16 protein-coding genes are annotated in these 14,733 nt (G+C 68.8%); 5 read left to right on the top strand and 11 right to left on the bottom strand.

The window, feature by feature from the left end:
• Positions 1–84 precede the first annotated feature (84 nt).
• Both AB0H36_RS20030 and AB0H36_RS20035 read left to right on the top strand, forming a co-directional pair.
• Positions 85–1,101, top strand: coding sequence for a zinc-dependent alcohol dehydrogenase family protein (locus AB0H36_RS20030; protein ID WP_360525030.1), 1,017 nt, complete (start codon positions 85–87; stop codon positions 1,099–1,101).
• 202 nt (positions 1,102–1,303) lie between these two features.
• Complete coding sequence (locus AB0H36_RS20035; RefSeq protein WP_360525033.1) at positions 1,304–1,567, top strand: hypothetical protein; 264 nt, start codon at positions 1,304–1,306, stop codon at positions 1,565–1,567.
• Positions 1,568–1,587: 20 nt separating this feature from the next.
• Here AB0H36_RS20035 and AB0H36_RS20040 read toward each other — a convergent pair whose 3' ends face one another.
• Entirely contained in the window at positions 1,588–2,955 is a 1,368-nt protein-coding gene (locus AB0H36_RS20040; RefSeq protein WP_360525036.1) for an FAD-dependent oxidoreductase, read from the bottom strand.
• A gap of 71 nt (positions 2,956–3,026) precedes the next feature.
• Here AB0H36_RS20040 and AB0H36_RS20045 point away from each other — a divergent pair, with 71 nt between their 5' ends.
• Both AB0H36_RS20045 and AB0H36_RS20050 read left to right on the top strand, forming a co-directional pair.
• Positions 3,027–3,923 (top strand): AraC family transcriptional regulator, encoded by an 897-nt coding sequence (locus AB0H36_RS20045; RefSeq protein ID WP_360525039.1) that lies wholly within the window; start codon positions 3,027–3,029, stop codon positions 3,921–3,923.
• Positions 3,924–3,967: 44 nt separating this feature from the next.
• The gene (locus tag AB0H36_RS20050) at positions 3,968–4,786 is read left to right on the top strand and encodes a MerR family transcriptional regulator (protein WP_360525042.1); all 819 of its coding nucleotides are present in this window, start codon (positions 3,968–3,970) and stop codon (positions 4,784–4,786) included.
• On the opposite strand, the gene AB0H36_RS20055 is transcribed toward AB0H36_RS20050, so the two are convergent.
• From AB0H36_RS20055 to AB0H36_RS20075, 5 genes are read right to left on the bottom strand one after another with little or no spacing between them, the layout of a single operon-like run.
• Complete coding sequence (locus tag AB0H36_RS20055; RefSeq protein ID WP_360525045.1) at positions 4,770–6,296, bottom strand: alpha-L-arabinofuranosidase C-terminal domain-containing protein; 1,527 nt, start codon at positions 6,294–6,296, stop codon at positions 4,770–4,772. The genes AB0H36_RS20050 and AB0H36_RS20055 overlap by 17 nt on opposite strands.
• A gap of 26 nt (positions 6,297–6,322) precedes the next feature.
• Positions 6,323–7,264 carry a hypothetical protein gene (locus AB0H36_RS20060; RefSeq protein WP_360525048.1) on the bottom strand — a complete coding sequence of 314 codons (942 nt, stop codon included), beginning with the start codon at positions 7,262–7,264 and terminating at the stop codon, positions 6,323–6,325.
• Complete coding sequence (locus AB0H36_RS20065) at positions 7,261–8,079, bottom strand: carbohydrate ABC transporter permease (RefSeq protein WP_360525051.1); 819 nt, start codon at positions 8,077–8,079, stop codon at positions 7,261–7,263. The genes AB0H36_RS20060 and AB0H36_RS20065 overlap by 4 nt, the downstream gene beginning before the upstream one ends.
• Positions 8,076–9,041: a sugar ABC transporter permease gene (locus AB0H36_RS20070; RefSeq protein ID WP_360525054.1), complete on the bottom strand. Its 966-nt coding sequence runs from the start codon at positions 9,039–9,041 to the stop codon at positions 8,076–8,078. Before AB0H36_RS20070 ends, AB0H36_RS20065 begins: the two co-directional genes overlap by 4 nt.
• Positions 9,038–10,279 carry an extracellular solute-binding protein gene (locus AB0H36_RS20075; protein ID WP_360525057.1) on the bottom strand — a complete coding sequence of 414 codons (1,242 nt, stop codon included), beginning with the start codon at positions 10,277–10,279 and terminating at the stop codon, positions 9,038–9,040. Before AB0H36_RS20075 ends, AB0H36_RS20070 begins: the two co-directional genes overlap by 4 nt.
• 32 nt (positions 10,280–10,311) lie before the next feature.
• Between AB0H36_RS20075 and AB0H36_RS20080 the strand changes: the two genes are divergently transcribed.
• Positions 10,312–11,337, top strand: coding sequence for a LacI family DNA-binding transcriptional regulator (locus tag AB0H36_RS20080; protein ID WP_360525060.1), 1,026 nt, complete (start codon positions 10,312–10,314; stop codon positions 11,335–11,337).
• A gap of 175 nt (positions 11,338–11,512) precedes the next feature.
• Here the strand turns inward: AB0H36_RS20080 and AB0H36_RS20085 are convergent, their stop codons facing one another.
• The 5 genes from AB0H36_RS20085 to AB0H36_RS20105 all read right to left on the bottom strand — a co-directional run bounded on the left by AB0H36_RS20085 (position 11,513) and on the right by AB0H36_RS20105 (position 14,690).
• Positions 11,513–12,073 carry a BON domain-containing protein gene (locus AB0H36_RS20085; protein ID WP_360525063.1) on the bottom strand — a complete coding sequence of 187 codons (561 nt, stop codon included), beginning with the start codon at positions 12,071–12,073 and terminating at the stop codon, positions 11,513–11,515.
• A 66-nt stretch (positions 12,074–12,139) separates the two neighbouring features.
• Positions 12,140–13,117 (bottom strand): aldo/keto reductase, encoded by a 978-nt coding sequence (locus AB0H36_RS20090; protein ID WP_360525066.1) that lies wholly within the window; start codon positions 13,115–13,117, stop codon positions 12,140–12,142.
• Between the two features lie 71 nt (positions 13,118–13,188).
• Complete coding sequence (locus AB0H36_RS20095) at positions 13,189–13,581, bottom strand: VOC family protein (RefSeq protein ID WP_360525069.1); 393 nt, start codon at positions 13,579–13,581, stop codon at positions 13,189–13,191.
• 39 nt (positions 13,582–13,620) lie between these two features.
• Positions 13,621–14,121 (bottom strand): SRPBCC domain-containing protein, encoded by a 501-nt coding sequence (locus AB0H36_RS20100; RefSeq protein ID WP_360525072.1) that lies wholly within the window; start codon positions 14,119–14,121, stop codon positions 13,621–13,623.
• Entirely contained in the window at positions 14,118–14,690 is a 573-nt protein-coding gene (locus tag AB0H36_RS20105) for a TetR/AcrR family transcriptional regulator (protein ID WP_360525075.1), read from the bottom strand. The genes AB0H36_RS20100 and AB0H36_RS20105 overlap by 4 nt, the downstream gene beginning before the upstream one ends.
• Positions 14,691–14,733 lie beyond the last annotated feature (43 nt).

Genomic DNA, 14,733 nt, shown 5'->3' on the forward strand with positions numbered 1-14,733 from the left:
CGACCCGGATGCGCCGGACCCGGACGAGGAGGAACCGTGGTGGCGACAGGAGACCGGCGGCTGAACGTCTGAGATGGTCGGAGGATGGGCGACCAGATGGACGTGTGGGCGGTGCAGCGGCCCGGGCCGATCGACGACGGGCCGTTGCAGCGGGTGCGCCGTCCGGTGCCGGAACCGGGGCCGGGAGAGGTGCTGGTCAAGGTCGAGGTGTGCGGGATCTGCCGGACGGACCTGCACCTGTGTGAGGGCGACCTGGAGCCGCGGCGGCCGGGCGTCGTACCCGGTCATCAGGTGGTGGGATCGGTGATTGGGCGTGCACCCGGGGCCGAGCGGTTCGCAGTGGGGGATCGGGTCGGGATCGCGTGGCTGCGTGGGACCTGCGGGTCGTGCGAGTTCTGCCAGGCGGGATCGGAGAACCTGTGCCCGCGGTCGTCGTACACGGGCTGGGACGCGGACGGCGGATTCGCCGAGTACGCCGTCGTGCCGCAGGACTACGCGTACGCGCTGCCGGCCGACCGCCCAGCCGCGGAGCTGGCGCCGTTCCTTTGTGCGGGGATCATCGGTTACCGCTCGCTGCTGCGGGCGAATCTCCCGCCGGGCGGCCGGCTCGGCATCTACGGGTTCGGCTCGAGCGCGCACCTGACGGCCCAGCTCGCGACCGCGCAGGGCGCCGAGCTGTTCGTGATGACCCGCGGCGAGCGGAACCGGGAGCTGGCCCGCTCACTCGGTGCCGCGTACGTCGGTGAGACTGCCGATCGACCGCCCGTCGCGCTGGACTCGGCGATCGTGTTCGCTCCGGCCGGCGAGGTCGTGCCGTACGCCTTGGAGGCGGTGAGGCCTGGCGGGACGGTCTCGGTGGCGGGGATCCATCTGACCGACGTCCCGCAACTGAACTACGAGCGTCATCTCTTCCACGAGCGCGACCTGCGCAGCGTCACCTCCAACACCCGGCGGGACGGCGAGGAGCTGTTCCGGCTGGTCGCGCGGCTGCCCGTCCGCGCTCACACCACCGTGGTCCCGTTCGACGCTGTCGACCGGGCGCTGTCCGACGTCGCGAACGGGCGGGCAGCTGGCTCGCTGGTCGCCGTACTTAACGTTTGAACCGTTCGGGGCCGCAGTTCGTTAGAACTGGGTGAAGATTCAATCCGGGGTGGGGTCGGGGCTTCAGCGCGGACGACTAGCTGCGTTAGATTTGATCAAATCCGACTGGGCTATCAGGGGAGTGTGAACGCCATATGCGAGGTCTGACCAGGCAGGTGTGGTCGGTCCTTGCGGCTGCCTTCCCGGCGCGACAGGTTGGGCAGTGCTGAGCAGGGTTCTCGGCGCGGTGGGTGTGGTCCTGCTGATCGCCGGGGTGGTGTTCGCCGTCCGCCCGGTCACCGTGGACGGCCGGGACTGCGGTTCGGTCTTCCAGCCGGACAAGGGGATCACGCCGATGCAGTGCGACCCGCGCCTGGACGCCCGCGGTGACGTCGTGGTCGGGCTCGGGACCGGCGGCGTCGCCCTGATGCTGACCGGATTCGCGGTCGCCGCCGTCCGCGACCGCCGGACCCGCGTCGCCTCCTGAGCCACCCGCTCACCAGTGCGTCAGTCTGCGCGCACGATCGTTGCTAGGACCTCGTTGAATGCCTCGGTCGACGACGGGTGCGTGTAGATCGAGTCGCGCAGCTCGGCCGCAGTGATCCGGTGCCGCATCGCCAGCGCGACCGTGTTGATCAGCTCCTGCGCATCGACGCTCAGCAGCGCCGCGCCGAGGATCTCGTCGGTCTCGGCGTCGACCACGAACTTCATCATCCCGCGGGTCTCCTCGACGATGTACGCCCGCGGCATCGCGACGATGTCGGCCACGTTCTCCAGCGCGATCCGGAGCCGGTAGCCGGCCGCGCGGGCCGTCTGCTCGGTCAGCCCGACGGTGGCCAGCGGCGGTGACATGAACAGCGTCTGCGGTACGCCGACCCGGTCGGCGGTGGACCGCTTGCCGCTGCCGAGCAGCTGGTCGAGCACGATCCGGCTGTCGTCGAGCGAGATGTAGGTGAACTGCGGGCCGCCGTTGACGTCGCCGAGGGCGAAGATGTGCGGCTGGCTGGTGCGGAGGTACTCATCCACCTCGATCGCCCCGCGTTCCGTCGTACGCACGCCTGCCTTGTCCAGCCCGAGGCCGGCGGTGACCGGAGCGCGGCCGGTGGCGGCCAGGATTGCGTCCACCATGAGCGTGTGCTCGCGGCCGTTCCGCTCGTACACGACTGTGTCCTCGCCGCGGATCTCCAGGACGTCGGCGCCGGTGACGAGCTCGATGCCGTCGGCGGACAGGATCCCCGCTGCCGCGGCGGCCACGTCCTCGTCCTCGCGGCCGAGGATCCGCGCCGCCGACTCGAGCACCGTCACCTGGGCGCCGAACCGGCGGCAGATGGACGCGAACTCGATGCCGAGGTAGCCGCCGCCGATGACCGCCAGCCGGCCGGGCAGCCGGGTGGTGTGGATCAGGTCGACGTTCGTGACGGTGCGCGGGCTCTCCCGTAGTCCGGGGATGTCCGGGATGACCGGCTCCGACCCGGTGTTGACCAGGAAGGTCTCGCCGGTCACCCGCAGATCATTGCCAACAGCAACCGTATGCGGATCGACGAAGCGGGCTTCGCCGGTGAGCACGGTGATCGTCTCCGCGCCGTTCAGAGCCTCGTAGTTGCCGGCCCGGAAGGTCGAGGTGAGTTCGCGCACCTCGCCGATCGCGTGCTCGAACCACTCCTGGGGCGGGTCGTCCGGGCGCCGCTTGCCGGAGTGGTGCACCAGCGCCTTGGTCGGCACGCAGCCGACGTTCGGGCAGGTGCCGCCGTACATCTGGTCGGAGCGCTCGATCAGCACCACCCGTTTCCCGGCCCGGCCGAGCGCGGCCGCGGCCACCTTGCCGCCCTTGCCGAACCCGATCACGACCACGTCCGCTTGCAGGGTAGAAGTCATGAGGTTGAGTTTGGTCGCTAGCATTGAGACGCAACAGCTCTTTTCGGCGCAATTTTCTGCTCAGGAGTCTCATGGACACCATCACGCGGCTCATCGAGCTGGCCCGGCCGGCGGCAACGGTGGACAAACGCTGCCTGCTGGCGGGCACGACCGAGATGAAGATCGCGCCGTACGGCGACACGGAAGCGGCGTTCCATTTCGTCCTCGCCGGCGAGTGCACGCTGGAGCTCCCCGGTCGTACGGTCCAGCTGAAGGCCGGTGACGCCGTCCTGCTCGCGAGCAGTCCGTCCCACACCATCCGTACGCCGGGCGCGGGCCGGGTGCGGCCGTCGGTCGAGACCCCGGGTACGGCGTTCGACACGATCCGCAGCCCGTCGGACGAGGAGCCGGTCACCGACATCTTCTGCGGCCACTACACAGTCGGCTCGCGGTCCGGCGGACTGCTCTTCCGCAGCCTGCCGGATCCGCTGGTCGTGTCCTTCGATCCGGATGACGAGGCAGTCCGGACGCTGAGCACCCTGATGCGCGCGGAGGCCCTCACCGAAGGACCCGGTACGGCGGCCATCCTCAACGCACTGTCCTGTGCCCTGTTCGCGATGATGCTGCGTCGCGGCGACCTGCCCGGGGTCGCGCCCTGGACGGCAGTCACCGACTCCCGGATCGCAGCCGGCATCGACGCCGTACTGCAGGATCCCGGCGCCGACTGGACCGTCGAACGACTGGCCGAGGTGGCCGCGATGTCCCGGGCGACGTTCGTCCGGCACTTCGGCCGGCACACCGGGACGACGGTCGCCGGGTTCGTGACGACGGTGCGGATGATGGTCGCGGCCGACCTGCTCACCGACCGCGATCTCACTGTCGCGGTCGTCGCCGATAGGGTCGGTTACCACTCGGAGTCGGCGTTCACCAAGGCCTTCCGGGACGCCACCGGCCAGACTCCCGGCCGGTTCCGCCGGGACATTTCCTGATCAGCCGTTGACCTTGACACCGTGTCAACCGGAAAGGTGGGGGCATGTTCACCATCGGGGACTTCGCGGCATTCGGGCAGGTTTCGGCCCGGATGCTCCGGCACTACGACGCGATCGGGTTGCTCCGGCCGGCAGTCGTCGACGCGGCGACCGGGTACCGCTACTACACGGCCGCGCAGCTCAGCCGGCTGAACCGGATCATCGCGCTGAAGGATCTCGGGTTCAGCCTGCAGCAGGTGCACGAGATCGTCGACGCCAAGCCGTCCACGGAGGAGCTGCGCGGCATGCTCCGGCTGCGGCGGGCGCAACTCGAGGACGAGCTGGCGCGGAGCGCGTCCCAGCTCATCAGTGTCGAGGCGAGGCTCCGTCTGATCGAGAAGGAGGGTCACATGCCCACTGACGACGTCGTACTGAAACACATCGCCCCGACCCGGGTCGCCCAGCTCACCGCGCTCGCCAAGAGCTACGACGGTGAGGACATCGCCCCGGTCATCCAGCCGCTGTTCGGCCAACTCATGGACCGCCTCGGCGCGGCCGGCGTGGTGCCGTCCGGTTCACCGCTCGCGTACTACGAGGACGCCGAGGACGACCAGATCCTCGTGCACGCCGCCGTACCCGTCGACGCCGACACAGTGGCCGACGTCGACGTGCACGAACTACCGGAGCTCGAGCAGGCCGCCACCATCGTGCACCAGGGAGACATGTACGAGGCGGACCGCAGCATGCAGACACTCGCCCGCTGGATCGAGGACAACGGGTACCGCAGCCACGGCTACGCCCGGGAGGTGACGCTGCAGTTCGACCCGGAGAACCCCGCCAACTGGGTGCACGAGTTCCAGATCCCGGTCACACGTCCAAACTAACTGTCGCGAACGAGTGCGGTGGCAGCGTGACCCGCAGGCCACGCGGGTCCGCTGCCAGGTCGGTGAGCGCCACCGGGGCCACCGCCCCGGGATCCGTGGGCGTGTTGTGCGTCTGCGGCTTCGATGCCGTGAGCAACCGTCCGGCCGGGTTGCGGAACTCCGCGCCTCGCAGGTCCAGTACGACGTCCGCCGGCGAGCTCGGGTCCAGGTTGCTGACCGAGATCAGCGCCTTGCCGTCCTTCACGCTGGCCGACGCGGACAGCAGGTCCATCGTCTTTCCGTCCAGCTCGTACGGCTCCGGCTGCTCGACCAGGTGCACCGGGACCGCCGTCGCGTCGTGGTGTCCCTTGTTCATCTCGAACACGTGGTACGTCGGGGTGAGCACGAGCCCACCGTCGTCGTCGGTCAGCAGCATCGCCTGCAGCACGTTGACCGTCTGGGCGATGTTCGCCATCACCAGCCGGTCCGCGTGCCGGTGGAACACGTCGAAGTGCACGCTCGCCACCAGCGCGTCCCGCAGCGCGTTCTGCTGGAACAGGAACCCGGGGTTGGTACCCGGCTCGACGTCCCACCAGGTGCCCCACTCGTCCAGCACCAGGCCGACCTTGCGTTCCGGGTCGTAGGCGTCCATCACCGCGGAGTGGCCGCGGATGATCCGGTCGATGTCCTGCGCCTTGATCAGCGTCCGGTAGTAGTCGTCGAGCGCGAACTCGGTCGCGCTGCCCTTGCTGTCCCAGCTGCCGGCGATCGTGTAGTAGTGGAACGAGATCGCCTGGAAGATGTTCTTCGGCTCCCGGCCGCAGCCCAGGCAGCTGATCGCCTTCATCAGCGCCTCGGTCCAGGCCAGGTCGTAGTCGGACGCTCCGGCCGCGATCCGGTAGAGCTTGTTGTCGCCGTAGCTGCGGCAGAAGGTGGCGTACCGGCGGGCCAGGTCGGCGTACGCCTCGGCGCGCATGTTGCCGCCGCAGCCCCAGGTCTCGTTGCCGACACCCCAGAACGGGACCTTCCACGGCTCGTCCCGGCCGTTCGCCTTGCGCTGCCGGACCATCGGGCTGTCACCGTCGCGGGTCAGGTACTCGACCCACTCGCTCATCTCCTGGACGGTCCCGCTGCCGACGTTGCCGTTCACGTACGGGTCGGCGCCGAGCAGCTCGCACAGCGCCATGAACTCGTGGGTGCCGAAGTGGTTGTTCTCCTCGACGTTGCCCCAGTGCGTGTTGATCATCGACGGGCGGTCGGCCTTCGGGCCGATGCCGTCCTTCCAGTGGTACTCGTCGGCGAAGCAGCCACCCGGCCAGCGCAGGTTCGGGATGTCCAGCGCCTTCAGGGCCTCGACCACGTCGAGCCGGATCCCGCCCTCATTCGGCAGGCCGGAGTCCTCGCCGACGTAGAAGCCGCCGTAGATGCAGCGCCCCAGGTGCTCGGCGAAGTGGCCGTACAGGTGCCGGCTGATGGTCGGTCCGGAAACGTCCAGGTCGATCACGACCCGTGACGACGATGCGTTCGACAACGAAGTCTCCTTGTTTTCTTGATGTTTCAGACAGTACGACGCAGGTCAAGAGCGACCGGTGCGTCGCGGTCGCAGCCGAGCCGCTCCCCGTCCGCGCGCAGTACGGCGACGTGGATGTCGGTCAGCCGCCGCGGGTCGACCACGTTGTCGACGGATCCAGAGATGCGGTGGGTGAAGTAGAAGATCCAGCCGACCTCGAGCCCGTCCTCGTCCCGGCCCACCACGACGTCCGCGTGGTGACCGACGCCGCGGTCGAGGGAGCGGGATCCGGGTTCGTCGAGGATCCGTCCGGCGGGCTCCCAGGTGGTCAGGTCGGTCGACCGGTACACCGCCTGGCCGCGCCACTCGTCGGTGATCATCCAGTAGTACTCGCCGAGCCGGAACACGTTCGGCCCTTCGTGCGGAGCGCCACCGATCACCTCGACCGGCGCCGACCACTCGGTGAGGTCCGTTGAGTCCACCGACCAGGTGGTCGACCCGTGCGCCTCGTCCTTGTACCAGAGCCGCCAGCCGCCGCCGGGCAGCTCGTGCGCGCAGGCGTCAATCACCCGATCCGACGAGAGCGGCAGTACTCCGTCGTACTGCCAGGCGACGAGGTCGCTCGAGCTGTGGTGCAGGATCGATCGCGGATGCCCTTCCCAGCGGTCGGGTACGCCGGGGATGTAGCTGGTGAACATGTGGAAGCGATCGCCGGCGCGGATCACCTCTGGCGCCCAGAGCGTGTTGCGGCCCGGATGCGGATCGAGGCCGGCCACGACCCCGTCGTACGTCCAGGTCAGGCCGCCGTCGGACGAGCGGGCCACGCCGATGTCGGTGCCGTGCACCCAACGCGTCCCGCCATCGGGCTCGCGCGCCCGGCGCTGGGTGTAGAACATCCACCACGTCCCGTCCGGTCCGGCGATCACCGCCGGATCGGTCGGCGCCAGGTGCACCGGATCGGTGTAGAGCGGCGAGGGAGCTCGGGTCACGACTTCACGCTTCCGGCCAGCAGGCCGTCGACGATGTGGCGCTGGGTGAGGATGAAGAAGACGACCATCGGGATCAGCACCAGCACACTCATCGTCATGAAGCCGGGCCAGTCGGTGGAGAACTCGCCGACCGAGCGGTACACCTGCAGCACCAGGGTGGCCTTCTCCGGCGAGCTGAGGAACACGCTCGGCGTGATGAAGTCGTTCCAGATCCACATCGTCTGGAACACCCCGACGGTGGCCAGGATCGGCCGGATCAGCGGCAGCACGATCCGCCAGTAGATCTGGAACGGACCGGCGCCGTCGATCCGGGCCGCCTCGATGATCTCGAACGGCAACCGGCTGATGTAGCCCTGGATCAGGAAGTAGACGAAGATCGAGCCGCCGGTGTAGATCACCACCAGCCCGCGCAACGTGTCGACCAGCTCGACGTCGACCAGCAGCCGGTACAGCGGGATCAGCGTCGACTGCCCCGGCACCACGAACCCGAGCAGCAGCAGCGCCCCGAAGATCCGGTTGAACCGGCTGGCCCGCATCGCCATCGCGTACGCCGCGGTGGAGCCGACGAACAGCATCACCACGATCGAGGCGACCGTGACGATCAGCGTGTTCACGAAGCTCCGCCCGAGCGGCACGGTCTCGAAGATCTGCTGGTAGTTGCCCAGGAACAGCTGCGTCGGCAGCGCCAACGGCGACCGCGTCATCTCCTCCTGCGTCTTCAACGTGTTGACGACGATGTAGTACAGCGGCACCCCGACCAGGCACGCCAGCAGGATCATCACCACACTGGTGACCGGCGAACGTCGTTGTTTCAAAGGACTCTCCGTTCGATGCGGCGGGAGACCCAGAGCTGGGCGACGGCGACCACGCTGACGGCGATGGTGAACAGGACGGCGAGCGCCGAGGCCAGGCCGTAGCGGCCCTGGGCGACGCCGCTGGTGATGATCGACTGCGTGATCGTGTACGTCGAGTAGCCCGGACCGCCCTTGGTCAGGGTGTACGGGAGGTCGTAGACCTTGAGCCCGCCGGTCATCAGCAGGAAGTTGCTGATGACAATGGCCGGGGTCAGCAGCGGCAGCGTGAGGTGGAAGAACTGCTGCCGCGCCGACGCGCCGTCGATCGTCGCGACCTCGTAGTAGTCGGACGGAATCGACTGCAGGTAAGCGAGGTAGAGCATCGCGTGCCAGCCGGCGCCGCCCCAGACCGCGACCACGATCACCGACAACCGCGCCAGCGTCGCGTCCGACAACCACGGGTACGGACCGGCGTTGAAGAGACTCTCCAGCACCGAGTTCAGTACGCCGGAGCCCAGCGGGGACAGGATGTAGCCCCAGACCAGGCCGAGGATCGCGATACTCGGGATGGCCGGGAAGAAGAACACCGACCGGACGAAGTTCCGGGCGAAGAACTTCTTGTTCAGTACGACGGCCAGCGGGATCGCGACCACCGTGATCAGCACCGCCGTACCGATCGTGAAGGCCAGCGTGAACCCGAGTCCGGCCAGCATCGACGGGTCGGTCAGCACCTTGGCGTAGTTCGACAGGCCGACGAACTTCACGTCGGCCGAGTAGCCGGTGAAGTCGGTGAAACTCCAGTAGAACGTCTGCGTCAGCGGCACTAGCAGGAGCACCACGAAGACCAGCGCGACCGGCACCAGGAACAGCTGGTTCGCGGTCGTCTCACGGGCCCGCGCCCAGCCGGTCCGCGGTGGCCGGCCCGCGGCCCCGGCCGGAACCTCGGTGGAGGTCCCGGCCGGAGCGATCAGGCCAGCGGTCACGACGTACTCGCAAGCTTGGTGTCGAGGGCGGTCGCGACCTGCTCAGGCGTTGCCTTGCCCTGCACCAGCAGCTGGAGCTGCGCGGTCGCCTCGACGTTCAGGATGTCCTCGGCCCGCTTCCAGGCGATCTGCGGCAGGTAGACGTTGCCGGCCCGGACGTCCTTGACGATCGGGGTCAGCGCCGGGTCGAGCTCGGGCTCGAAGTCGGTGGTGACGGTGATCGCGCCGGTCGCCTTCTGGTAGAGCGCCATCGCCTCCGGCGAGTCCAGGAAGGTGAGGAACTTCTCCGCGGCCTCGGGGTTCTTCGCCTTCGAGTTGATCGCGTACCCCGGGCTGGCCGCGCCGGCCAGGTACGGCTTCCCGCCGCCGATCCCGGGGATCGGGGCCATCTCGATGTTCAGCTTCGGCGCCGCCTTGCGGACCCCGGGGACGTCCCACGGGCCGGCGATCATCATCGCCGCCTTGCCGGTGGCGAACTCGGTCCGGACCTGGTCACCGGTCAGGCCGACCACTCCGCGGGTCACCAGGCCCTCGGACCACAGCCGCGACCACTGCGTCAGCGGCTCGACCCAGTAGTCCTTGAACTTCGCCGAGCCGTCGAAGATCTTCTGGTCCATGGTGTCGCCGGTGGACGCGTTCTGCGCGCCGAGGAAGGCCGACAGCGGCGTCGACATCCCCTGCACGGACTCCAGGTACGGCGTGACGCCGGCATCCTTCAACTTGTGGCACAGGGCAAGGAACTCGTCCCAGGTCTGCGGGACCGTGGTCGCGCCGGCCTTGGCCAGCAGGTCCTTGTTGTAGAGCACGCCGGCGCCCCAGGACGCGACCGACATCCCGTACACCGCGCCGTCCGGGCCGGAGTACGTGGTCTGGTTGAACTTCGGCACGTTCTTCAGGTACGCCTTGTCCTTCAGGTCGACCACGTGCTTGCCGTTGATCAGGTTCGTCTTGTTCTCGGCCGCGATCGCGAACACGTCGGCCGCCGTACCGGCGAGGATCCGCGACTGCAGGGTGGAGATGTACTCCGCGACCGGCGGGGCGTTGGAGAACTCGACCTTGAGGCCGGGGTTCTGCTCCTCGAACTTGGCGATCAGCGGCTTCATCGTCTCCTCGCCGTCCCAGGAGAAGAAGGTCAGCTTCTTGTCGTCACCGCCGCTGCCCGGGGTGCCGCCACAGGCGGCCAGCGGGAGGGCGAGGGCGAGGGCCGCCAGGGCGGCCAGAGTGCGGCGTTTCCTCATCGCAACTCCAGATCGTGTTTAAGGTATGGACCATGAAGAAGGGCAGCACCGTGGTGACGATGGCCGATGTGGCGCGGTCCGCGGGGGTGTCCACGATGACCGTGTCGAACGTGATCAACGGCCGTCCGCGAGTGGGCGCGGCGACCCGGGAGCGGGTGCTGGCGGCGATCAGCGACCTCGGCTACCAGGTCAACCTGGCCGCCCGCCACCTGCGCGCAGGCCGCACCGGGGTGGTCGGCCTCGCGGTTCCGGAACTGGAACGCCCGTACTTCGCCCAGTTGGCCGGCCGGCTCGCCGACCGGTTCGAGGCCCACGGCCTGCGGATCGTGATGGAGCGCACCGGCGCGAGCCGCGAGGGTGAGCTGGACGCCGTCGCGTTCTCCCGGCTGCGGATGTACGACGGCCTGATCCTCAGCGTGGTCGACATCGACCCCGCCGAACTGACCCAGATCCGGACCGACGCGCCGGTGGTGCTGATCGGTGAGCGGGCGCTGCCGTCGCGGTTCGACCACGTGATGATGGACAACGTCGACGGCGCCCGGCAGGCGACCGCGCATCTGCTGGCCACCGGGGCCCGCCGGATCGCCCTGCTCGGTGGGAACCCGGACACCAGCGCGAACATGCCGGCGCTGCGGGCCGAGGGCTACGCGATCGCGCACACCGAGGCCGGCGTGCCGATGGATCCCGAGCTGACCGTCCGGTGCAGCTTCCGGCTGCAGGACGGGTACGACGGGATCCGGGCGCTGGTCGATCGCGGGATCGCCTTCGACGCGGTGTTCGCGCTGACCGACGTGGTGGCGATCGGGGCGCTGCGGGCGCTGGCCGATGCCGGACGCCGGGTGCCCGACGACGTCCAGGTGGTCGGGTTCGACGACATCGACGAGGCGTCGTACCTGGTCCCGTCGCTGTCCTCGGTGAACCCCGGGCACGACGAGATGGCCGAGGCGATCACGTCGCTGCTGGTCGCCCAGATCACCGGCGGCCCCACCGGCGACCCCCGGGAGCTGATCGTCCCCGCCGAGCTGATCCAGCGCGGCACGACGAACCCCGCCGCCTGACCGCACTGCAAACCTCATCGAATCTCCCGGAAGGGTGGGCTGTCCGACAGAGGTATATCGATAAACTTAACCAGTCGGCAAGAGGTCGACTCCGATGAGTTTCCGTGCCGGGTGGGCGTGGCTCAGCCCGGCGCCACCGCTGAGGGCGAAAGCGCCGGGCTGGATTTTGGGGTGCTCAGCCAGGGGTTGGGGAGCGCCGGCCCCGGCCCTTGCCCTGGAGGGTGGGTACGTCGCCTGGCTCTTCGTGCACCGTCCACTGGGCGTCCACGGACTTCACGCCCGGGATCCGCTTGACCGCGTGCCGGGTCGCCTTCTCCTCGGCGGCGAGCATGTCGCCGACCAGCGTGACGGTCCCGTTGTCCACCCGGACCTGGACCGCGTGCGGGTGGCTCGTGTGCCGCCCGAGCTCGGCCCGGACCCGGTCGTGCAGGACCGAGTCGTCGGCCGAGCGCCCGGTGACGCGGTAGCGAGCGGCCATCGCCATCCCGCGTCCGCGGTTCGTCATGTTCCGGGACATGCCGCTCATGCCCGCGCCCATCCCGCGGCCGGCGTTCGCGGACTTGTCCCGCAACCGGGCTCGTCGTGCGCGGCCTCTGTCCGGGTCCAGCAGGTATTCGGTCACCACCCCGGCACAGACGCCCGCCACGGCAAGCCCGGCGGTCTTGAGGAACGGATGCCCGTGATCCTTCACCGCGATACCGCGGCGCCGGGTACTGCGGTCGACGATCAGTCGCATCTTTCTCTCACCCTCTCGATGATGGTCGCTCACCGATCGGGTACCCATTCGGCCGTAGGGAAATCGTCAGCGCTCCAGCAGCGTCGCGATCTCCGTCAGTTGCTCGTCCCGCAACGGCCCGAACTCCATCGCCCGGGCGTTCTGCTCGGCCTGCTCGACCGTGCGGAACCCGGGAATCGGAACGGTCCGCGGGCTCCGCGCCCACAGCCAGGCCAGCGATCCCTGCGCCAGCGTCCGCCCGTCGCTCTCCAGTACGTCGCGAATCGCCGACACCTTGTCCCACCACTCCGGCGCGGGCACGCCGCCCTTGTCGAAGTACCGCAACCAGGCCGGCGGCAGCGTCCGGATGTCCGCCCCGGTGGCCCGCTGGTTCGCGTCCCGGCGACCCAGAAGCCCCATTCCCAAAGGCGTTCGGTTGATGCTGGCCAGATCGGCCCGCTCGCACAGCGCGAAGAAGTCCGGCGCGTCGTGCAGGACGCTGGCCTCGTGCTGCACCGCCGAGCAGTGCTTGCCTTCAGCAAAGAACTCCGCGCTGGCCAGGGTGTCCGTGCTCCACGCGTAGCTGCGGATCAGTCCTTCGCGGACGAGATCCTCACACGCCTCCCGCAACGGCAGCGCGACCTCGTTGGTGGTGTCGAAGTGCAGTTGGTAGACGTCGATGTGGTCGGTCCCGAGCCGGTCGAGTGACGCCCGGACGGCCTTGCCGACGTACTCGGCCGACTTGTCCTGGTGGTGCATGACGCCGGTCGACTCGTCGAAGGTGTTGCCCCACTTGGTCGCGATCACCACCTGGTCCCGCATCCCCGCGAGCGCCTTGCCGAGCACGCGCTCGCTGTGCCCGGCGCCGTACACGTCGGCGGTGTCGAAGAAGGTCACGCCGAGCTCGACGGCCCGCCGGATCGCCCGCACGGACTCGTCGTCGTCGACCTCACCCCACCCGAGCGGCTCGCCGGCCGGATTCGTGAACGGACCCCCGATCGCCCAGCACCCGAACCCCACCGGGCTGACCTCGATACCGACTCGTCCCAAAGCACGTTTCTCCATGCTCCGAGCCAACCAGCATCACGGTCAGACGTCCAATGCATCTTTGCCGCGCAATCAATGCATGCAGAACATCAACTCACACTGGTGACTCCGCCCGCGGCGTCGGTGGTGTAGAGCCCCTTGGACAGATCCAATACGACAAGTGGGTTGCCGAACGGGTCCGCGACGACGGCGCAGCGTCCGACCGGGATGTCGAAGGGGGCCTGCACGAGGCGGCCGCCGCGGCCGACGAGCTGCTCGGCCGCCTCGTCGGCCGAGGTCACCAGCCAGCTCGGCGCGTAGTCGAGGCCGGTCGCGAGCACGATCTCGGTCTCGCTGTCCGGTAGCCGCAGCCCGGCCTGGCCGATCTCGTCGTTTCGCCACACCAGCTCGTGTCCCAGCGCGTCCCGGTAGAACGCCAGCCCGCTGTCCAGGTCCGGGACTCGCACCGTCACAGCATCCACTGCTCGCAGTAGTCCGCTCATGCGTTCCAGAATGACGCCTGGTGAGGTTGTCGGCTGAGATCAGGAAGCGCGAGCGGCCAGGGCTTCGTTCATGGCGATGAACTGCGGCTTGATGGTGTTGTTCAGCATCGACTTGGTGAACGGGATGGCGGCACCGCGGAAGGTCTCCTCGTGGATCAACCGCGTGCGGCCGTTCGGGAGCTCCTCGAGGCGGAACGAGTGCTCGCCGTCGAAGATGAACCCGGGCGGGACCTTGCCGATCCAGCGCAGCTCCCGGTTCGGCTCGACGACCAGCAGCTCCGGGGTGAACGAGGTCTCCTTGCCCTCGGTGTCGCGCAGCACGTTGGTGATCGTGCCGCCGGCCGTCAGCTCACCGGTCGAGGAGATGATGAACGGGTTCCACTCCGGATACTTGTCCCGGTCGGCGAGCACCTTCCACACCTGCTCCGGGCCGGCGTCGATCTCGATCGCGGTGTGCAGGACGAACGGCCGGACGACCGTGTAGGCGGTGTAGCCGGCGATCAGCACGATGAGGGCGCCGAGGGCAACGAGGATCTTCATGACTGCTCCTGAACAGGACCGAGCGTGCTGAGCACCAGCTCGCTCACGTAGGCGGGTGTGATCGGCTCCCCGGTGATGAGAAGCCGGTAGTACAGCGGGCCGACAAGCTGGTCGACCAGAACGGCGGGGGAGGCGTGCCCGGGGACGAGCCCGTCCTCCTGGGCTCGGGCGACGACCGCGGTGACGGCCGCGTGCCGCTCACCCCACAACGCCCGGACGCTCTCGCTGACGCGCGGTTCGCGAGCGGCGGCCGCGGTCAGGTCGGCGACCAGGGTCGTCGGTACGGCGGCCAGCGCCGAGTAGATCGCGGTGACGAGGCCGGTGAGGTCGCGGCGCGGGTCGTCACTCGGCTCGAACGGCACGGCGGTCCGCAGCCCGGCGATCATCGCGATCACCAGCTCGGCCTTGCTCGGCCAGCGCCGGTAGATCGTCGTCTTCGCGACGCCGGCCCGGTCGGCGACCCGGTCGACCGACATCCCGTCGTACCCACGCTGCCGCATCTCGGCCATGGCGGCGGCCAGCACTTTGCCCTCCACCCCGGCATCCCGCGGCCGCCCTCGCCCCACCATCACCGTCTCCTTTCCGCTACTCCGGTATCGAAAAGGTAGCTCG

The organism is Kribbella sp. NPDC050820 (assembly GCF_040653975.1).
Lineage (GTDB): Bacteria > Actinomycetota > Actinomycetes > Propionibacteriales > Kribbellaceae > Kribbella.

What these genes read in the sequence shown, in the direction of transcription:
- AB0H36_RS20030 (WP_360525030.1), top strand. Translation starts at nt 85, where the DNA reads ATGGGCGACCAGATGGACGTGTGGGCGGTGCAGCGGCCCGGGCCGATC.
- AB0H36_RS20040 (WP_360525036.1), bottom strand. Translation starts at nt 2,955, where the DNA reads ATGACTTCTACCCTGCAAGCGGACGTGGTCGTGATCGGGTTCGGCAAG.
- AB0H36_RS20045 (WP_360525039.1), top strand. Translation starts at nt 3,027, where the DNA reads ATGGACACCATCACGCGGCTCATCGAGCTGGCCCGGCCGGCGGCAACG.
- AB0H36_RS20050 (WP_360525042.1), top strand. Translation starts at nt 3,968, where the DNA reads ATGTTCACCATCGGGGACTTCGCGGCATTCGGGCAGGTTTCGGCCCGG.
- AB0H36_RS20075 (WP_360525057.1), bottom strand. Translation starts at nt 10,279, where the DNA reads ATGAGGAAACGCCGCACTCTGGCCGCCCTGGCGGCCCTCGCCCTCGCC.
- AB0H36_RS20080 (WP_360525060.1), top strand. Translation starts at nt 10,312, where the DNA reads ATGAAGAAGGGCAGCACCGTGGTGACGATGGCCGATGTGGCGCGGTCC.
- AB0H36_RS20085 (WP_360525063.1), bottom strand. Translation starts at nt 12,073, where the DNA reads ATGCGACTGATCGTCGACCGCAGTACCCGGCGCCGCGGTATCGCGGTG.
- AB0H36_RS20090 (WP_360525066.1), bottom strand. Translation starts at nt 13,117, where the DNA reads ATGGAGAAACGTGCTTTGGGACGAGTCGGTATCGAGGTCAGCCCGGTG.
- AB0H36_RS20095 (WP_360525069.1), bottom strand. Translation starts at nt 13,581, where the DNA reads ATGAGCGGACTACTGCGAGCAGTGGATGCTGTGACGGTGCGAGTCCCG.
- AB0H36_RS20100 (WP_360525072.1), bottom strand. Translation starts at nt 14,121, where the DNA reads ATGAAGATCCTCGTTGCCCTCGGCGCCCTCATCGTGCTGATCGCCGGC.
- AB0H36_RS20105 (WP_360525075.1), bottom strand. Translation starts at nt 14,690, where the DNA reads ATGGTGGGGCGAGGGCGGCCGCGGGATGCCGGGGTGGAGGGCAAAGTG.